This window comes from Streptomyces sp. UC4497 (genome assembly GCF_054871485.1).
In genome coordinates, this window is sequence record NZ_JBTYHB010000001.1 from 168,508 (window position 1) to 184,861 (window position 16,354).

Consider the following 16,354-nt stretch of genomic DNA (forward strand, 5'->3'; position numbering starts at 1 on the left):
CCGCTCACGACGTACGCTGCACCCGTCCGATGATCACCCGCAGCCCAGCCGCGCCAACCGAATCCGACCGACCGAAGGGGCCCCGATGCGTGTCGCGCTCTTCCTGACCTGTGTCAACGACACGCTCTACCCGGATACGGGCCGCGCCGTCGTCAAGCTCCTGAACCGGCTTGGCGTGGAGGTCGACTTCCCCGCCGCGCAGACCTGCTGCGGCCAGCCGCACTACAACACCGGCTACCGCCGCGAGGCCGAGCCGCTGGCCACCCACTACGCCGACACCTTCGGCCCCGGTCTCGCCTCGGGTGATTACGACGCAATCATCACGCCGTCCGGATCGTGCGCGGCGATGGTGCGCGAGCTGTACCCGCGGATGGGCGAACGGGCCCGCTCGGAGGGCCGCGGCGGCGGCCTCGCGACCACGCTCGCGCCGGTGATCCCGAAGACGTACGAGCTGACCGAGTTCCTGGTCGACGTGCTGAAGGTGACCGACGTCGGCGCGTACTACCCGCACAAGGTGACGTACCACCCCACCTGTCACGGCCTGCGCTCCCTCGGCCTCGGCGACCGTCCCACCCAACTGCTCAGCAAAGTCAAGGGACTTGAGCTGGCGGAGCTGCCGGGCGCGACCGAGTGCTGCGGGTTCGGCGGCACCTTCGCGGTGAAGAACGCGGACGTGTCGTCGGCGATGGGCACGGACAAGGTCCGCAACGCCGAGTCGACAGGCGCGGACGTGCTGTGCGCCGCCGACAACTCCTGCCTGATGCACATCGGCGGCACCATGTCCCGCCTGAAGGTCGGCATGCGCCCCGTCCACATCGCCGAGATCCTGGCCAGCACGGAAGAGGAGCCCGTGGCATGAGCGGCACTTTCGTCGGCATGCCGGCCTTCCCGAAGGCCGCGCACGACGCCGTACGCAACACCACCCTGCGCGCCAACCTGAAGCACGCCACGCACACCATCCGGGACAAGCGCGAGCGGGCGGTCTCCGAGCTCGACGACTGGGCGCGGCTTCGCCAGGCGGGCAAGGAGATCAAGGACCACACGCTGCACCACCTGGAGCACTACCTGGTGCAGCTGGAGGAGTCGGTCACGGCGGCGGGCGGCACCGTGCACTGGGCGCGCGACGCCGACGAGGCCAACCGGATCGTGGCCGGGCTCGTCAAGGAGACCGGCGAGTCGGAGGTCGTCAAGGTCAAGTCGATGGCCACCCAGGAGATCGGCCTCAACGAACACCTGGAGACCGAGGGCATCCACGCCTACGAGACCGACCTCGCCGAGCTCATCGTCCAGCTCGGCGACGACCGTCCCTCGCACATCCTGGTCCCCGCCATCCACCGCAACCGCGGCGAGATCCGCGACATCTTCCGCAAGGAGATGGGCAGTTGGGGCCGCCCGGCCCCCGAAGGACTCACCGACACCCCCGCCGAGCTCGCCGAGGCGGCCCGCCTGCACCTGCGCGAGAAGTTCCTGCGCGCCAAGGTCGGCATCTCGGGCGCCAACTTCATGGTCGCCGAGACCGGCACCCTCGTCGTGGTCGAGTCAGAAGGCAACGGCCGCATGTGTCTGACCCTGCCCGAGACACTCATCTCGGTCGTCGGCATCGAAAAGATCGTGCCGACCTGGCAGGACCTGGAGGTCTTCCTCCAGACCCTCCCACGCTCCTCCACGGCCGAGCGCATGAACCCGTACACCTCCACCTGGACGGGCACCACCGACTCCGACGGCCCCCAGAACTTCCACCTGGTCCTCATCGACAACGGCCGCACCGACACCCTGGCCGACGAGGTCGGCCGCCAGGCCCTGCGCTGCATCCGCTGCTCCGCCTGCCTCAACGTCTGCCCCGTCTACGAACGGGCCGGCGGCCACGCCTACGGCTCGGTCTACCCGGGCCCCATCGGCGCCATCCTCAGCCCCCAACTGCGCGGCACCGGAAGCGAGATCGACGCCTCGCTCCCCTACGCGTCGTCCCTGTGCGGCGCCTGCTACGAGGTGTGCCCGGTCGCCATCGACATCCCCGAGGTCCTCGTCCACCTGCGCGAGCGGGTCGTGGCCGGCGGCCCCGCCACCCGAAACGGCAACAAGGTCATGCTCCGCCCGGCCAAGGGCCACGCCGCCGAACGCGCCGCGATGCGCGCCGCCACCTGGGCCTTCACCCACCCGGCGGCACTGGCCACCGGCCAGCGTCTCGCCTCGCGCACCCGCCGCTTCCACCCGCGTACGGTGCCGGGCCCCGGCAAGGCATGGACATCGACCCGCGACCTGCCGAAGGTGCCCGCGGAGCCCTTCCGCGACTGGTGGAAGCGGACGAACGGCGGCAAGGAGACGAACAAGTGAGCAGCAGAGACGTCATCCTGGGCCGGGTGCGCCGCGCCCTCGGCGGCCCGGTCGAGGCCCCGGATTCGTACGCCAAGGACATCGACCGCAGCTATCTGCGCGAGCACGGCACCCGGACGACGCAGCAGACGGTGGAACTCCTCGCGGAGAACCTCGCCGACTACCGGGCGATCGTGCACCGCTGTGCCTCCGAGGAGCTGTCGGACGTGCTCATGCGACTGCTCGCCGAACACGGGTCGCGGTCCGTCATGGTGCCGCCCGAGTTGCCCGCGGAGTGGCTGCAGTCCGCCGACCCGGTCCGCATCCACGACCGCGCCGCAAACACCCCGGCCGAACTCGACCAGGTCGACAGCGTCGTCACCGCCTGCGCGGTCGCGATCGCCGAGACCGGCACCATCGTCCTGGACGGCTCCCCCGACCAGGGCCGCCGCCGCATCACCCTCGTCCCCGATCACCACATCTGCGTCGTACGCGTCCCGGACCAGGTGGTCTCGTCGGTCCCGCAGGCCCTCGAACGGCTCGACCCGACCCGTCCGCTGACCTGGATCTCGGGCCCGTCCGCGACCAGCGACATCGAACTCGACCGGGTCGAGGGCGTGCACGGACCGCGCACTCTGGAGGTCGTCCTGGTGAGCGGCGGCTGAAGGGCGCGGCTAGCGTTGGTGACATGATCCGGTTCGACCATGTCACCAAGCGGTACGCGGACGGCACGACGGCGGTGGACGACCTCTCGTTCGAGGTGAACGAGGGCGAATTGGTCACGCTCGTCGGCCCTTCCGGCTGCGGCAAGACGACCACGATGATGATGGTGAACCGGCTGATCGAGCCGACGTCGGGTCACATCCACGTCGAGGGCGAGGACATCTCCGGCGTCGACCCGGTGCAGCTGCGCCGCCGCATCGGCTACGTCATCCAGCAGGTCGGCCTCTTCCCGCACCGCACGATCCTCGACAACACGGCGACCGTGCCCGCGCTCATCGGCTGGAAGAAGGCGAAGGCCAGGGCGCGCGCCGCCGAGCTGCTCGACCTGGTGGGCCTGGACCCGAGCACGTACGGCAGCCGCTACCCGGAGCAGCTCTCCGGCGGCCAGCGCCAGCGCGTCGGCGTCGCCCGCGCCCTCGCCGCCGACCCGCCGGTACTCCTCATGGACGAGCCGTTCGGCGCGGTCGACCCGGTGGTGCGCGAGCAGTTGCAGGACGAGTTCCTGAAGATGCAGGCGGCCGTCCGCAAGACGGTCCTCCTCGTCACGCACGACATCGAGGAGGCGGTACGGCTCGGCGACCGCATCGCGGTGTACGGGCAGGGCCGCATCGAGCAGTACGACACACCGGGCGCGGTGCTCGGCTCCCCCGCCACTCCGTACGTCGCCGAGTTCGTCGGCGCGGACCGGGGCCTGAAGCGCCTGTCGGTCACCGAGATCGAGCCGGACGACCTGGAGCAGCCGTCGGTGGCCCGCTTCGACGAATCGCCCGCGCGGGCCGCCGCCCGCATGCGCGAGGACGGGGCGCGCTGGGCCGTGGTGCTCGACGAGGACGGTGACCTGCACGGTTGGATCGGTGTCGACGAGGCGTCACTGGCCGGCCCCGACGGCCGGGTCGGCGATCTGGCCCACCGGATGCGGGCGTGGGTGCCGGTCGGGGCGCCGCTCAAGCAGGCGTTCGGTGTGATGCTCCAGCACGACGCGGGCTGGGTCGCGGTCCTCGACGGCGCCCGCTTCCTCGGCGTCCTCACCCCGGCGAAGCTGCACGAGGCGCTGCGCCGGTCGGTGGACGCGGACGCGCAGGGCGTGGGGCGGGACGAGGTGGAGTTCGACTCGGTGGCGGACGCGTGACCAGGCCATACCAACAGGGGTAAACGTAACCCTAAGGTTGAGGTTGAGACTCCCGCCCATGGCGGTTCATCGCCCGCAGATTCTCGTCCTGTACGTCGCCGTTGATCGCCCGGCCGGGACGGTACGCGTCCAGTTCCTCGACGGCCCGCCCGCTCGTGATCTCCTGCGCGGCGAGCCGCCCGAGCACCGGGGCGAGCGTCACCGCGCTGTGCGACACCAGGTGGTACAGGCCGGGCGCCGCGTCCGCCTCGCCGACCAGCGGCAGGCCGTCCAGTGGCACGGGCCGTACGCCGATGCGCGCGTCGGCCATCCGGGCCCCGTCAAGGCCCGGCACGACGGTGCTCGCGCGCCGGTGCAGCTCCGAGGGCAGGCCGTCGGCGGTCGTCCCGTCCAGGCGTGCGTCGACCTCCCACGACAGGGCGAGCACGCCGCCGTCCGCCGTGGGCCGCAGGTCGATGCCGGGCGCCGAGAGGATCGCGGTGAGCGGCTCCTCGGCCAGCGGGGCGCTCTCCGCGACGAGCCCGGGCACGTGCCGCAGCGGTAGCCGCGCCCCGGCGAGCGCGGCGATCTGGTCGGCGGCGGGCCCCGCACAGTTCACGACGACGTCCGCGCCCCAGCTGCGCTCCCCCGCCTCCGCGCCGACGACCCGCGCGCCGCTGCGGAGCAGTCCGGTGACGCGGGTGCCGTAGTGCGCTTCGGCACCGGCCCGTACGGCGGCGTCGAGCAGGGCGTTCACCAGGCGCGGGGCGTCGAACCAGGAGGTGCCGGTGTGCACGACGACCTCGTCGACGGTGCAGGCGGCCGGGTCGACGGCGGGCGCGAGCTCGCGCAGTACGGAGGCCGGGGCGCTGCGGCAGTCGTGGCCCCATTCCCGTACGCGTGACGCCTGTTCGTGCAGGGTGCGCTGCGCGTCGTCGCTGTCGGCCCACTGGACGAGCGGCACCGGATGCCGCCAGGTGGGTCCGTCGAGTTCCTCGGCGAGGGCGCGGTGGCCGTCGGAGCCCTGGCGGTTCAGCCGGTAGTAGGTGTGCGGGGTCTTCAGGTGGGTGACGTCGGCGGCGAAGGTGGCGCTGGAGGTGCCGGACGCGGGCCCTGCCTCTTCCAGGACGACGACTTCGACGCCCGCGCGGGCAAGGTGGTAGGCGACGCAGGCGCCCAGTACGCCCGCCCCGACGACGACGGCTCGATTCATACGGCTTCCTGTACGTGTCCCGATTGCGGTCGGTGGGTCGGTCAGTCCCCCGACTGCCCGCCGAACCGCGGCACACACCTCTCAACCGCCCTGCCGCAGCAGTCCCTTGTCCTCCAGGTAGGTCCGCGCGACGTCCTCGGGCAGCCGGCGCCAGCTGTCGACCTGCTGGTTCATGGAGGCGAGGTCGTCGGTGGTGAGGACGGAGTTGAGCTTGCCGAGCGCCGCCGCGACCTTCTTGTTGCCGGCCCGCGAGCGGTTGACGACGGGCACGAGGTAGTCGGCGTTCTGCAGCTTCTTGTCGTCGTCGAGCAGTACGAGTCCGAAGTCGCCGAGGGTGGCGTCGGTGGTCGTGGTGAGCACCATCTGGTCCTGCCCGTTCTGCACGGCGTTCTTGGCCTGCGTGGTGCCGACGCCCTTGGGGTCGATCCCGGTGACGTCGATGCCGTAGACCTTCTCCAGTCCCGGCTGGCAGTACGGCCGCTGTACGCACTCGTCCCCGGCGGCGATCCGCACCTTCAGGCCGGAGGCGCCGAGGTCGCTGAGCGTCTTGAGGTCGTGCTTCTTCGCGTAGGCCTCGGTCACCGCGAACGCGTTCTGGTCGACGGCCTTCCCCGCGTCGAGCACATCGAGCCCGCGCGGGGCCGCGAGGGCGCGCAGGGACTTCATGGTGGCGTCGAGATCGGGCGAGCCGACGGGTTTCGCGTCGGGCCCGTGGGCCTTGGCGTTGAGCCAGTCGGCGAAGGTGGCGGCGTACTCGGGCACGACATCGATCTGCCCGGACTCCAGGGCGGGCTCGTACAGCTCGCGGTTGCCCACCGACAGCAGCTCGGTCTCGTACCCCCCCTGCTTCAGCAACAGCGCGTACATGTTCGCGAGCAGATCGCTCTCGGTGAAGCCGGCGGACCCGATGACGAGGTGTTTGCTGTCACCGGGCGGCGCGGTCACCTCACCGCGATCCTCCAGCGAGGGCCCCGTCGCACACCCCCCGACGAACAACACAGTCCCGAACAGGAGAGCCACTCGACGCAAGAACACTCCCATCAGGCCCTCCTCCCCCGCAGCCACCCGGGCCCGAACCGCTCGACGAGCTCGAAGAGCGCCTCGACGACGAGCGCGAAGACGGCCACGAGTACGGCTCCCGCCACCACCTGCGGCGTACTGGCGAGGTTGAACCCGGCGGTGATGATCCGCCCGAGCCCACCGCCACCGGCGATGGCCGCGATGGTCGCCGTGGCCACAAGCTGCACGGCGGCAATGCGCACGCCATTGAGAATCATCGGCAGCGCGAGCGGCACCTCGACCCGGAACAGCATCTGCCGCCCCGTCATCCCCATGCCCCTCGCGGCCCGCACGACCTCCCGGTCGACGCCGCGCATCCCGACGTACGCGTTGGTGAGCAGCGGCGGCACCGCGAACAGCACGAGGGCGACGACGGTGGGCCCTTCGCTGTACTGCCCGAGCGGCGTGAGCAGCAACAGCACGAGCACGGCGAAGGTGGGCACGGCGCGCCCCACGTTGGCGATGTTGACGGCGAGCGCCCCGCCCTTCCCCAGATGCCCGAGCACCAGCGCAACCGGCAGAGCAATAAGACAACTGATGACGAGACAAACAACGGTCAACGTCACGTGCTGGGCGAGCCGGTGCCAGACGCCGTTGTCGCCGGCCCAGTGGGCGGAATCGGCGAGCCAGTTCCAGGAGTCGGAGAGGAGCTTCACGCGCGACTCGCTCTCGTCCAGGGAGTGAGCAGCCGCCCGATGCCGAGCAGCACCACATCGGCGACGAGCGCGATGACGACGCACAGCACGGAGGCGGTCAGCACCTGAGCCTTGAAGTACGTGTTCATGCCGCTGTAGATCAGATTCCCCAGACCTCCGTATCCGACGATGGCACCGACGGTCACGAGTGAGACGGCGGACACGGTGGCGATGCGCAGCCCGGCGAGCGCCGCGGGCAGCGCGAGCGGCAGCTCGACGGTCAGCAGCAGCCGGATCGGCCCGTACCCCATACCGCGCGCGGCCTGCCGGGTGTCCTCGGGCACGGACCGCAGCCCGGCGAGAATGTTCCGTACGAGGAGGGTGAGCGAGTAGAGGACGAGCCCGGCGATCACCAGCGTGGCGGACAGCCCGTACACGGGCAGCAGCAACGAGAACATCGCGAGCGACGGGATCGTGTAGAGCACGGTCGTCAGGGCGAGCACGGGCCCGGCGGCCCACCCCCACCGCCGCGCCAGGAGCGCCAACGGCACGGCGATCACCACAGCGATGGCGACGGCCACGACGGTGATCTCCAGATGCTGCACGGTGGCATCCACCAACATGTGCCGACGCGTGCTCAGATACTCGCCGCAGATCCAGTCGTTGCGGGCGAGACAGTCGTCGGGCGGCGAAGTACCGGACCCACCGTTCACGAGGCGCACCCGACCATTCCAGTGCCTGGCCCCCGACTCGGCGCGCCGGGTGACCCGTACGGGCGGCGCTCCGCTTTCCCCGGGCCGCACACCTGACGCGGCGCGGCGCCGGAGCTAGGGTCTGCGTCATGAGCAATCTTGACCGCGAGCCAGTGCCCTCGGTGTGCGGCGGACGCGGCTTCGTCGTCGCGGAGCCGGTACGCGAACTCCTCAGCCCGCGCCGCGTCCGGCTCGGCGGGTCCACGGAGGTGCGCAGGCTGCTGCCGAACCTGGGGCGCCGCATGGTCGGGGCGTGGGCCTTCGTCGACCACTACGGCCCGGACGACATCGCGGACGAGCCCGGCATGCAGGTGCCGCCGCACCCGCACATGGGTCTGCAGACGGTGAGCTGGCTGCACGACGGCGAGGTCCTCCACCGGGACTCGACCGGCAGCCTCCAGACGATCCGCCCCCGCGAACTGGGCCTGATGACCTCCGGCCGGGCGATCTCCCACTCCGAGGAGAGCCCGCGCGCCCACGCCCGCTTCCTGCACGGGGCCCAGCTCTGGGTGGCGCTCCCCGACTCCCACCGCCACGTGGACCCCCACTTCGAGCACCACGGGACGCTGCCGACGGTGACGGCGCCGGGCCTGACGGCCACGGTCATCCTGGGCTCGCTCGACGGCTCGACGTCCCCCGGCACCACGTACACCCCCATCGTGGGCGCGGACCTCTCCCTCACCCACGGCACGGAAACGCGCCTCCCCTTGAACCCCGACTTCGAGTACGCGGTCCTGTCGATGTCCGGCGAGGCCCACGTCGACGACGTCCCCCTGCTCCCCGGCTCGATGCTCTACCTCGGCTGCGGCCGTACCGAACTCCCACTGCGCGCGGCCTCGGACGCGGGCCTGATGCTGCTCGGCGGGGAACCGTTCGAGGAGGAGCTGGTGATGTGGTGGAACTTCATCGGCCGCAACCAGGACGAAATCGCGCAGGCGCGGGAGGACTGGATGACGGGGTCCCGGTTCGGCGAGGTGAAGGGGTACGACGGGGATCCGTTGCCGGCGCCTGAGCTGCCGCCGGTGCCACTCAAGCCGCGGGGGCGTGTGCGCTGACCCGAGACGTCGGCCGAAGGAAGAACCAGGAGGCGCTCGGCATATCCTCTAGGTGTTGATGTCATGGAGGAGCAACGATGGGCCGTCCCACACTGGTGGATGTCGCCAAACGCGCCGGTGTGCACGCCGGGACGGTGTCGCGGTACGTGCACAAGCAGACCAGGGGGCTGGTCAACGAGGAGACCGCCAAGCGCATCGAAGCGGCGATCCAGGAGCTCGGCTACCGTCCGAACCAGCTTGCACGCGGTCTGCGCACTCGACGCACCGGCTTGATCGCCACCATCGTCCCCGATCTGTCGAACCCGCTCTTCCCTCTCATGGTCCAGGGGATCGAGGAGCGGCTGGCACAGGACGGCTACGTCACCCTCGTGGGGAACACCAACAACGACGACGCGCGCGAGTCCGCCACCGTGAACGCCATGCGCGAGCGTCAAGTGGACGGTTTCATCATGGCCACGGCGCACCGTGGGGACCAGGCGCTGGCGGATCTCACGGCCGACAGGACGCCGGTCGTCCTGTTGAACCGCAGCTTCGGCGACGAGATCACCGCCGTGGTCGCCGACGACCGGTCGGGGATGGAACTCGCCGTGGATCACATGGTCGAGTTGGGGCACCGGATACTGGGGCACATCGCGGGCCCGAGCGACCTCTCTTCGGCACTCGACCGAAAGGCCGGCTTCGACGCGGCTGTCGCCAAGCACCGTGGCAGGGGTGTGGAGTTGACCGTGACGGCGCAGGTCGCACGCGCCATGACGTTCGCCGAGGGGACCGGCGCCGCACAGAGGTTGCTCGACAGCATCGATCCGCCCACGGCCCTGCTCGCCGCGAACGACATGCTGGCTCTGGGCGCGTACAAGGCGATCGCCGAGCGCGGGTTGCGGGTCCCCGACGACATCTCGGTCGTGGGGTTCAACGACATGCCGTTCGCGGAGAACTTCCAGCCGCCACTGACCACCATCGGCATCCCGCATCGAGCCATGGGAGCACGAGCGGCCTCGCTACTGCTGGACGTCCTGAAAAGCGACGGGGCCGCGCAGCCGCCGGACCCGAGCGTCACCGTGATGCCGGTGCGGTTGATCACCCGTCAGTCCACCGGTAGGTGCGTCACCTCGTGACGCGACAGTCCGCGATGCCCTTCCGGCTCGGCCGTCTCGCAGCTGGCATCTTCTGGCGGACAGAAACTGCAAACGTCAGCATCAAGGTATCGGAAGCCCTCAGCCACACGGACGGTCGCGGCCTCCCCCTCCCCGGAAGCAGGTACACATGAGCGGGACCACATTGCTGCGAGGCGCAACGATCCTGAGCATGGACGACACCGTCGGAGATCTGGAAGGCGATGTGCTCATCGCCGACGGTCACATCGCCGACGTCGGACCGTCGCTCGACGCCGAGGCGGACACCGTGGTCGACGCGCACGGCAAATTCGTCCTGCCCGGGCTCATCGACTCCCATGTCCATCTCTGGCAGGCCCCTGTCCGCGGAATCGCCTCGGGATGCTGGGGGCGTGAGTACTTCGGTCTCGTACACCCTCTGTCCGGCCGACTGCGCCCCGAGGATCTGCACGCGGCGACCTTTGGCGGTGCCGTGGAACTGCTCACCCGCGGCGTGACCACGGTCTTCGATTTCTGCCATTCGGGGAACACCGAGGAGCACGCCCGGGCCGCGCTCACCGGGCTGTCCGAGGCGGGCATCCGCGCCCTGTACGGCTACACCTTCCGTAACCGACCCGAAGCGGGGACCGGCCCGACGCTGGACCAGCGCGTCGGCGTACTGACGCGCCTTCACCAGCAGTTCGCGAGTCACGGTCGGGTCCAGTTGGCGGTGTCCTTGAACAATATGGAACACGTCTCGCCCGATGAGCACGCACGCGAGGTCGCCGCCGCGCGTGCACTCGGAGTCCGGGCCTCGCTGCATTCGAACCTGGAAGGGCAGATCACGCAGTCCTGGCAGCAGGGGCTGCTCGGGCCGGATCTGCTGTGGGTGCACTGCGGTCCCGCCACGGATCGGGAACTCGGCCTTCTCGCCGACCACGGCGGTGTCATCGTGTGCACGCCGGAGGCGGAGACGGCCCAGATGGGCGTCGATCCGTTGATCGGACGTGCTCGCCGACACTCCGTCCCTGTCGTGGTGGGCACCGACGTACCCGCCGCGCTCAATGGTGACATCCTGGCCCAGCTCCGTATGGCCCATGCCTTTGACCGCCTTTCGTGCGCCCAGGAACTGCAGGCGGCCGGCCGGCCCGTTCAGCGGACCGCAGAGCACCCCTCGGTCGACGCGCACCGGCTGTTGCGCATGGCCACGATCGACGCGGCCGACGCGTTGGGCCTCGGCGCGCGTACCGGCAGCATCACTCCGGGGAAGCTCGCGGATCTACTCGTCGTAGCGGCGCCGTTCGGCACGGGTGCCGCGTCTCCCGCGGATCACGTGCTGTTCCAGACCACCGTGGGCGACATCGAGGCCGTCTACGTCGGGGGCAGGCGCGTGGTGGACCGGGGCACGGTAGAGGGTGTTGATCCCGCGCACGTGCGGCGCGGGCTCGAGTCGGCTAGGGACTGGATCCTGGGGCGCTCCCCCGGTGCCGACTGGCCGGTTCTCGATGCGGAGCAGCGACGGCAGTACGAGGCCGGACAGGGAATGCGCACTCCAGCGGCGGCCCGGCCGCCCGGAGCGGGTGGGGCCACCTCGGACGTCTGAGCCCACGGGCCATTCCGGGGAGAAGGGGAGACGACGGCCGGCCCGGAGTGAGACCGCGGTGCGGTCAGGGCTGGGACAGGCCGTCGTCGACCGCCACGTCCTGTGGTTCGAGGGCGATGCCCGAGACACGGCCCTGCTCCAGCAGGAGTGTGGCGAAGTCGTCCTTCACATGGCCGGCCCCGATGGCCGCGGCGACCAACTGCGCCGTGGCGGACGCGAGCGGCATCGGCACCTCCAGCGAGCGGGCGGCTGCCAGCCCCAGATCGAAGTCCTTGCGCAACAGCGGGTTGGTGAAGGTGGGAGTGAAGTCGAGGTTGACGAAGGCCGGGGACTTGTACCGGGTGAAGGTCGAGCCCATCACCGAGTCGTTGAGGAACTCCAGGAAAGCCGCCCGGCTGACGCCGCCCTTCTCCGCGAGAACGGTGATCTCCGCCAGGGACTGGGTCACGACACCGAGGAACACGTTGTGGGCGATCTTCACCAGGCGGGCGACCTCGTCCTCCCCCACGTAGGTCACGCTGCGCCCCAGGAGGTTCAGGAGCGGCTCGACGTCCTCGTACACGGTCCGCGGGCCGGAGACGGCGACCGTCAGCTTCCCAGCGGCGATGACCTTGGGGTTGCCGCTGACCGGCGCCGCCAGGAACTCGGTTCCCCGCTCGGCGGCCGCGGCCCGCACGGTCGCCGAAGCGCCGGGCGACACGGTGGAGCTGTCGATCAGCACCCGCGGCGCCGACCCCTCGGCGGTGAGAAGGCCCCCGTCCCCGGTGGTGACGGCCTCCAGGTCCACCGAGGCCGACACCATGGAGAAGACGATGTCGCGGTCGGCGAGGTCGACCGGCTGATCCACCACCACCGCCCCCAGCTCTTCCAGAGGTGCGGCCTTGGCGCGCGTGCGGTTGTAGACGGCCACGTCGTGGCCTGCCTCAAGCAGTCGGGTGGCGAGCTGGAAGCCCATGCGGCCGGTGCCGATCCAGCCGAGGCGGAGGGGTTCATCGGTGTGGGTCATCAGTATTCCCTTGCTGGGCGAGACCGTGAGGACCGGTCACTGGTGGTCGCGTTCGGCCTTGATCGCCGCGACACACTTGATCTCGAACCGCAGATCGGCGGGGACCAGCCGCGGCACCTCCACCGTCGTCGACGTGGGCAGGTGCGTGAAGAACTCGTGCAGCACCTCGACGATCACAGGGTTGTTGCGCTCCATGTCCACGATGAACTTGTCCACCGACACGACGTCGTCGAAGGTGGCTCCGGCCGACGCGAGCACGTCGGCCATGTGCCGGAACGCCCGGCGCGCCTCGGAGCGCATGTCGGTCGCCGGGTCCTCGGGGGTCGGCGGGCCGAGGATCCCGCTCACGAACACCAGGTCGTGCCCGGCGGGCACCTTGATGGCGGGGACGAACGGCATGTCAGGGATGCCGTACATCTCCTCGGTGTCCCCGAGCACCTCGAACGTCGTGTTCCGCGGCTTCTGGTTCATGGTCTTTCCCTCTCGATCTGATGTACCGGCCGGCGGCCTCTTCATCGAGCGCACACGCCTGACGAGACGTCCGCGCGGGCGTTTTGCAAACGTTAGCAGTCAGCCGCAGTCCATCCCCGGCTGACCGCCGGCCCGCGGGTGCTCCGCCGCGTTCACGCCTCCAGGTCGGCGTGGAAGGGGTAGTGCCCGTGCCAGGGGGCGTGCCGCTCGAACACCGCGCTCGCGGCCAGCACGTCCCCATCCGCCCGTCGCCCGCCGATCACCTGCATGCCGACCGGCAGGCCGTCGACCAGCCCAGCGGGCAGGGAGGCGGCCGGGTGGCCGGTCAGATTCACGGGGTAGGTCAGGGCCCAGCCGATGAGCGGGTCGACATCGACCCCCGCCACCTGAGCCGGGCCCACGGTCTCGCCGCGGGAGCCGTTGAGCACGGCAGTGGTGCCCACGGTCGGAGTGACCAGGAGGTGGTGCTCGTTCAGGACTCCCTGTACCGCGTCGTAGACATGACTGCGCGTCACGGCGTCCCTGGAAGCCTGCAAGGGGGATTCACGGAAGCTCGCCTCGACCCATTGGCGCAGGACCGGCGGCAGCTCCGGCATGAGGTCCACGCCCGCCTCCCGGAAGCCCAGGACGGCATCGCGGTTCATGCGGGACATCATCCGGCACCACAGATCGCTCAACTCACGCTGGTCGACGTCGAGTCCGAGCCGCACCGGTTCCACGGTCGCGCCCGCGTCGACCAGCACCTGGAGAGCCCTCTCGACGGCGGCCGCCACGTCGCTCTCCACCGGGAACACGTCGAAATCGGCGCTGTACGCGATGCGATAGCCGTGCAAGGAGTCCGGGACCGTACCGCGGTAGTCGGGGCGTTCGTCGAGGCTGAACGGGTCCCGGGGGTCGTGCCCCGCGAGTACGTGCATGCCCAGGATCGCGTCGTCCACGGTTCTTGTGATCAGCCCTTCGTGGACGAAGGGATCGATGGCGCCGAACGCATTCGGACGCATGACCACGGGCACCCGGCCGGCCGACGGCTTGAAGCCGTACAGGTTGCACCAGGCCGCCGGGATGCGCACGGATCCTCCGGCATCGGTGCCCTCGGCGAACGGCACCATGCCGTCGGCCACGGCGGCGGCCGCCCCGCCGGACGAACCGCCGCTGTTGCGGGTGACGTCGAAGGGATTGCGGGTGGGGCCGAAGAGTTGATTGTCGGTCACGCCGCGGAATCCGAGGACGGGGCTGTTCGTCTTGCCGAGCAGGATGGCGCCCGCGCGTTCCATGCGTTTGGCCCACAGGCAGTGGTCCGCTGCCCGGAAGTTCCGGAGGGACGGGATGCCGCCCAGCGTCGAGGGCCAGCCCGGCCGGGAGTCGTAGAGGTCCTTGATGGCGGTCGGCACGCCATGGAGCGGGCCGAGTTCCTTCCCGGAGACGACCGCTTGTTCGGCCGCGCGTGCGGCGCTGCGCGCATGCTCGAAATCGGTGAGGACAAAGGCGCCGAGGTGGGGGTCGCACCGCTCGATCCGGTCGATGCACGCGTCCACCACCTCCACAGGAGAGAGCTCCTTCGCTGAGATACGCCGGGCCAACTCGACGGCCGAGAGACGCAGAATGCTCACGTCAGTTGCAGACACGCTGACTCCTTGGCTGAGGGACGGTGACCGCGTACGAGGCTGAAGCGGCGACCACCGTGAGCGGAGCGGATGGTGGCGGCTGCCTTGCGAGGCGGCCGCCACCACGGCGCCCCTCGGCCTACTGGGCCGGGGGGATGTTCACGTTCGAACGGAACAGGTTCTCGGGGTCGTAGGTGGCCTTGACCTGCTGCAGCCTGCGGAAGTTGGCGTCACCGTAGGCGTGCCGGAGATCGTCCGGAGTGGACTCCCGGGGCATGTAGTTCACATAGCCACCGCCCGCGGAGAACGGGGCCAGCGCGTCGTGCACGTCCCGCGTCCACTGCATGTTCTTCTCGTCGTCCGCCTCGTCCTCCCACTGCGCCGTGATCATCACGTTGTAGCGGGCCTGCCGGAAGCCGATGGGCGTGGCATCGGGAGCGACCCGGGTGATCTCTCCGCGGAACTCCTCCAGCACGATCTGCGACAGGGCGCCGGGCGCTTCGCGGATGAGCCGCACCAGGGCCTCCACCGCTTCTTCCTTGATCCCGGTCAGGGTCTGGGACCGCATGTGGTGCCGGTTGCCCCAGGGGGTCATGGCGTCGAGGAAGCACTGCGACTGCCGGTAGGTGAACTCCTGGATGTCGTCGATGACGGGCGTCCCCAGACCGCGCAGGAGCCCGAGCACGGGTTCCGCGTCCGCCATGCGGCCCGCGTACCGCGGGATGATCATCAGGAGCTTGCGGTCGCTGCCCGGTGCGGGATCGGGAATGAACATGATCTCGGACATGAAGCTGTCGGGCAGTTCGTCGGCGTGCTCGGCGTACCCGGCCAGCACCGAGACCGCCTCCTCCACGGGGAAGGCAAGCAGGCCGGACACCATGTGCGTAACGGGGTGCACGTTGAACTCGAAGCCGACCACCACACCGAAGTTGCCGCTTCCGCCGTGCAGGGCCCAGAACAGGTCCGGGTCCTGCGTCTCACTGACGGTCCGCAGCGAGCCGTCCGCGAGGACGACGTCAGCCGAGTTGAGGTTGTCGCAGGCAAAGCCGTAGAGGCCGCGGAGCGCGCCGATTCCGCCGCCGAGCGTCAAGCCGGCCACGCCCGTGGTGGAGATGACTCCGCCGGGGCTCGCCAGTCCGTGCTCCTGGGTCGCCGCGTCGTAGTCCGACCATGTCGCTCCCGGCCCGGCCTTGGCGAGGCGACGCTCCGGGTCGACGGTGACGCCGCGGAACTCGGAGAAGTCGAGAACGATCCCGTCGCACAGCGCGCGTCCCGACGCGTTGTGGCCACCGCCGCGCGGGGAGATGGTGACACCGTGTTCGGCGGCGGTCCGCACGGCCGCGATGACGTCGCCCTCCGTGCGGCAGCGCACCACGACCTGGGGCCGGTCCAGGTGAGTGCTGCTGTAGAGCGTGCACGTCTTCTCGTACTCGGGGCTTCCGGGCAGAGCCAGAGCGCCGGTTTCGAGCCGCGGTCCGAGACTCTCGAGCAGCTGCATGGTGGTTCCTTCCTCGACAAAACCCTGATGGCGGGCTGCACAACCGGCACAACTCACTTTGCTGGGGGCTGTGTTCGTGACTGAGGGGCTGGGGGCTGGGGGGGCTGATCACACTCATCCGGATCAGAACCGGTACCAGTGGTCCGACCTGCCGTGAGCGACGTTGCAAACGTTAGCAGTCCGGTTTTCGTGCCCGTAAGGCGGCGCCCCTCGACCGTCAGTC

Annotated in this window: 15 protein-coding genes; 7 read left to right on the plus strand and 8 right to left on the minus strand. The window is 70.1% G+C overall.

Translation table 11 applies throughout. The features are described from left to right. Positions 1–85 precede the first annotated feature (85 nt). Genes ACYSUO_RS00660 through ACYSUO_RS00675 form a run of 4 tightly spaced genes read left to right on the plus strand, consistent with a single transcriptional unit; the run spans position 86 to position 4,165 of the window. The gene (locus ACYSUO_RS00660; protein ID WP_461773973.1) at positions 86–859 is read left to right on the plus strand and encodes a (Fe-S)-binding protein; all 774 of its coding nucleotides are present in this window, start codon (positions 86–88) and stop codon (positions 857–859) included. Beyond that, positions 856–2,334 (plus strand): LutB/LldF family L-lactate oxidation iron-sulfur protein, encoded by a 1,479-nt coding sequence (locus ACYSUO_RS00665; protein ID WP_461773974.1) that lies wholly within the window; start codon positions 856–858, stop codon positions 2,332–2,334. The genes ACYSUO_RS00660 and ACYSUO_RS00665 overlap by 4 nt, the downstream gene beginning before the upstream one ends. Continuing rightward, the gene (locus ACYSUO_RS00670; RefSeq protein ID WP_461773975.1) at positions 2,331–2,978 is read left to right on the plus strand and encodes a LutC/YkgG family protein; all 648 of its coding nucleotides are present in this window, start codon (positions 2,331–2,333) and stop codon (positions 2,976–2,978) included. Before ACYSUO_RS00665 ends, ACYSUO_RS00670 begins: the two co-directional genes overlap by 4 nt. A gap of 23 nt (positions 2,979–3,001) precedes the next feature. Continuing rightward, positions 3,002–4,165, plus strand: a complete 1,164-nt coding sequence (locus ACYSUO_RS00675) for an ABC transporter ATP-binding protein (RefSeq protein ID WP_461773976.1) — start codon at positions 3,002–3,004, stop codon at positions 4,163–4,165. A gap of 31 nt (positions 4,166–4,196) precedes the next feature. On the opposite strand, the gene ACYSUO_RS00680 is transcribed toward ACYSUO_RS00675, so the two are convergent. The 4 genes from ACYSUO_RS00680 to ACYSUO_RS00695 all read right to left on the minus strand — a co-directional run bounded on the left by ACYSUO_RS00680 (position 4,197) and on the right by ACYSUO_RS00695 (position 7,773). Further along, a complete protein-coding gene (locus tag ACYSUO_RS00680) occupies positions 4,197–5,357 on the minus strand; it encodes an NAD(P)/FAD-dependent oxidoreductase (protein ID WP_461773977.1) in 1,161 nt (386 codons plus the stop codon). Between the two features lie 81 nt (positions 5,358–5,438). Then, positions 5,439–6,398, minus strand: coding sequence for an ABC transporter substrate-binding protein (locus tag ACYSUO_RS00685; RefSeq protein ID WP_461773978.1), 960 nt, complete (start codon positions 6,396–6,398; stop codon positions 5,439–5,441). After that, on the minus strand, positions 6,398–7,072 hold the full coding sequence (locus tag ACYSUO_RS00690) for an ABC transporter permease (RefSeq protein WP_461773979.1): 675 nt from the start codon (positions 7,070–7,072) through the stop codon (positions 6,398–6,400). Before ACYSUO_RS00690 ends, ACYSUO_RS00685 begins: the two co-directional genes overlap by 1 nt. Next, positions 7,069–7,773 carry an ABC transporter permease gene (locus tag ACYSUO_RS00695; RefSeq protein WP_461773980.1) on the minus strand — a complete coding sequence of 235 codons (705 nt, stop codon included), beginning with the start codon at positions 7,771–7,773 and terminating at the stop codon, positions 7,069–7,071. The genes ACYSUO_RS00690 and ACYSUO_RS00695 overlap by 4 nt, the downstream gene beginning before the upstream one ends. A gap of 119 nt (positions 7,774–7,892) precedes the next feature. On the opposite strand from ACYSUO_RS00695, the gene ACYSUO_RS00700 reads away from it, so the two are divergent. The 3 genes from ACYSUO_RS00700 (at position 7,893) to ACYSUO_RS00710 (ending at position 11,552) form a co-directional block, all read left to right on the plus strand. Beyond that, complete coding sequence (locus tag ACYSUO_RS00700) at positions 7,893–8,858, plus strand: pirin family protein (protein WP_461773981.1); 966 nt, start codon at positions 7,893–7,895, stop codon at positions 8,856–8,858. 77 nt (positions 8,859–8,935) lie between these two features. Beyond that, positions 8,936–9,973 carry a LacI family DNA-binding transcriptional regulator gene (locus tag ACYSUO_RS00705; protein ID WP_461773982.1) on the plus strand — a complete coding sequence of 346 codons (1,038 nt, stop codon included), beginning with the start codon at positions 8,936–8,938 and terminating at the stop codon, positions 9,971–9,973. Positions 9,974–10,163: 190 nt separating this feature from the next. After that, on the plus strand, positions 10,164–11,552 hold the full coding sequence (locus ACYSUO_RS00710) for an amidohydrolase family protein (RefSeq protein WP_461773983.1): 1,389 nt from the start codon (positions 10,164–10,166) through the stop codon (positions 11,550–11,552). A 64-nt stretch (positions 11,553–11,616) separates the two neighbouring features. Here ACYSUO_RS00710 and ACYSUO_RS00715 read toward each other — a convergent pair whose 3' ends face one another. The 4 genes from ACYSUO_RS00715 to ACYSUO_RS00730 all read right to left on the minus strand — a co-directional run bounded on the left by ACYSUO_RS00715 (position 11,617) and on the right by ACYSUO_RS00730 (position 16,131). Beyond that, the gene (locus ACYSUO_RS00715) at positions 11,617–12,558 is read right to left on the minus strand and encodes an NAD(P)-dependent oxidoreductase (protein WP_461773984.1); all 942 of its coding nucleotides are present in this window, start codon (positions 12,556–12,558) and stop codon (positions 11,617–11,619) included. Between the two features lie 36 nt (positions 12,559–12,594). After that, positions 12,595–13,029 carry a RidA family protein gene (locus ACYSUO_RS00720; RefSeq protein WP_461773985.1) on the minus strand — a complete coding sequence of 145 codons (435 nt, stop codon included), beginning with the start codon at positions 13,027–13,029 and terminating at the stop codon, positions 12,595–12,597. Between the two features lie 152 nt (positions 13,030–13,181). Continuing rightward, positions 13,182–14,654 (minus strand): amidase, encoded by a 1,473-nt coding sequence (locus tag ACYSUO_RS00725; RefSeq protein WP_461773986.1) that lies wholly within the window; start codon positions 14,652–14,654, stop codon positions 13,182–13,184. A 118-nt stretch (positions 14,655–14,772) separates the two neighbouring features. Then, positions 14,773–16,131 carry an FAD-binding oxidoreductase gene (locus tag ACYSUO_RS00730; protein WP_461773987.1) on the minus strand — a complete coding sequence of 453 codons (1,359 nt, stop codon included), beginning with the start codon at positions 16,129–16,131 and terminating at the stop codon, positions 14,773–14,775. Positions 16,132–16,354: the final 223 nt, after the last annotated feature.

Bases quoted from the DNA above. Each gene is read 5' to 3' on its own strand.
- ACYSUO_RS00660 (WP_461773973.1), top strand. From the start codon at position 86: ATGCGTGTCGCGCTCTTCCTGACCTGTGTCAACGACACGCTCTACCCG.
- ACYSUO_RS00665 (WP_461773974.1), top strand. From the start codon at position 856: ATGAGCGGCACTTTCGTCGGCATGCCGGCCTTCCCGAAGGCCGCGCAC.
- ACYSUO_RS00675 (WP_461773976.1), top strand. From the start codon at position 3,002: ATGATCCGGTTCGACCATGTCACCAAGCGGTACGCGGACGGCACGACG.
- ACYSUO_RS00680 (WP_461773977.1), bottom strand. From the start codon at position 5,357: ATGAATCGAGCCGTCGTCGTCGGGGCGGGCGTACTGGGCGCCTGCGTC.
- ACYSUO_RS00685 (WP_461773978.1), bottom strand. From the start codon at position 6,398: ATGGGAGTGTTCTTGCGTCGAGTGGCTCTCCTGTTCGGGACTGTGTTG.
- ACYSUO_RS00700 (WP_461773981.1), top strand. From the start codon at position 7,893: ATGAGCAATCTTGACCGCGAGCCAGTGCCCTCGGTGTGCGGCGGACGC.
- ACYSUO_RS00705 (WP_461773982.1), top strand. From the start codon at position 8,936: ATGGGCCGTCCCACACTGGTGGATGTCGCCAAACGCGCCGGTGTGCAC.
- ACYSUO_RS00710 (WP_461773983.1), top strand. From the start codon at position 10,164: ATGGACGACACCGTCGGAGATCTGGAAGGCGATGTGCTCATCGCCGAC.
- ACYSUO_RS00715 (WP_461773984.1), bottom strand. From the start codon at position 12,558: ATGACCCACACCGATGAACCCCTCCGCCTCGGCTGGATCGGCACCGGC.
- ACYSUO_RS00720 (WP_461773985.1), bottom strand. From the start codon at position 13,029: ATGAACCAGAAGCCGCGGAACACGACGTTCGAGGTGCTCGGGGACACC.
- ACYSUO_RS00730 (WP_461773987.1), bottom strand. From the start codon at position 16,131: ATGCAGCTGCTCGAGAGTCTCGGACCGCGGCTCGAAACCGGCGCTCTG.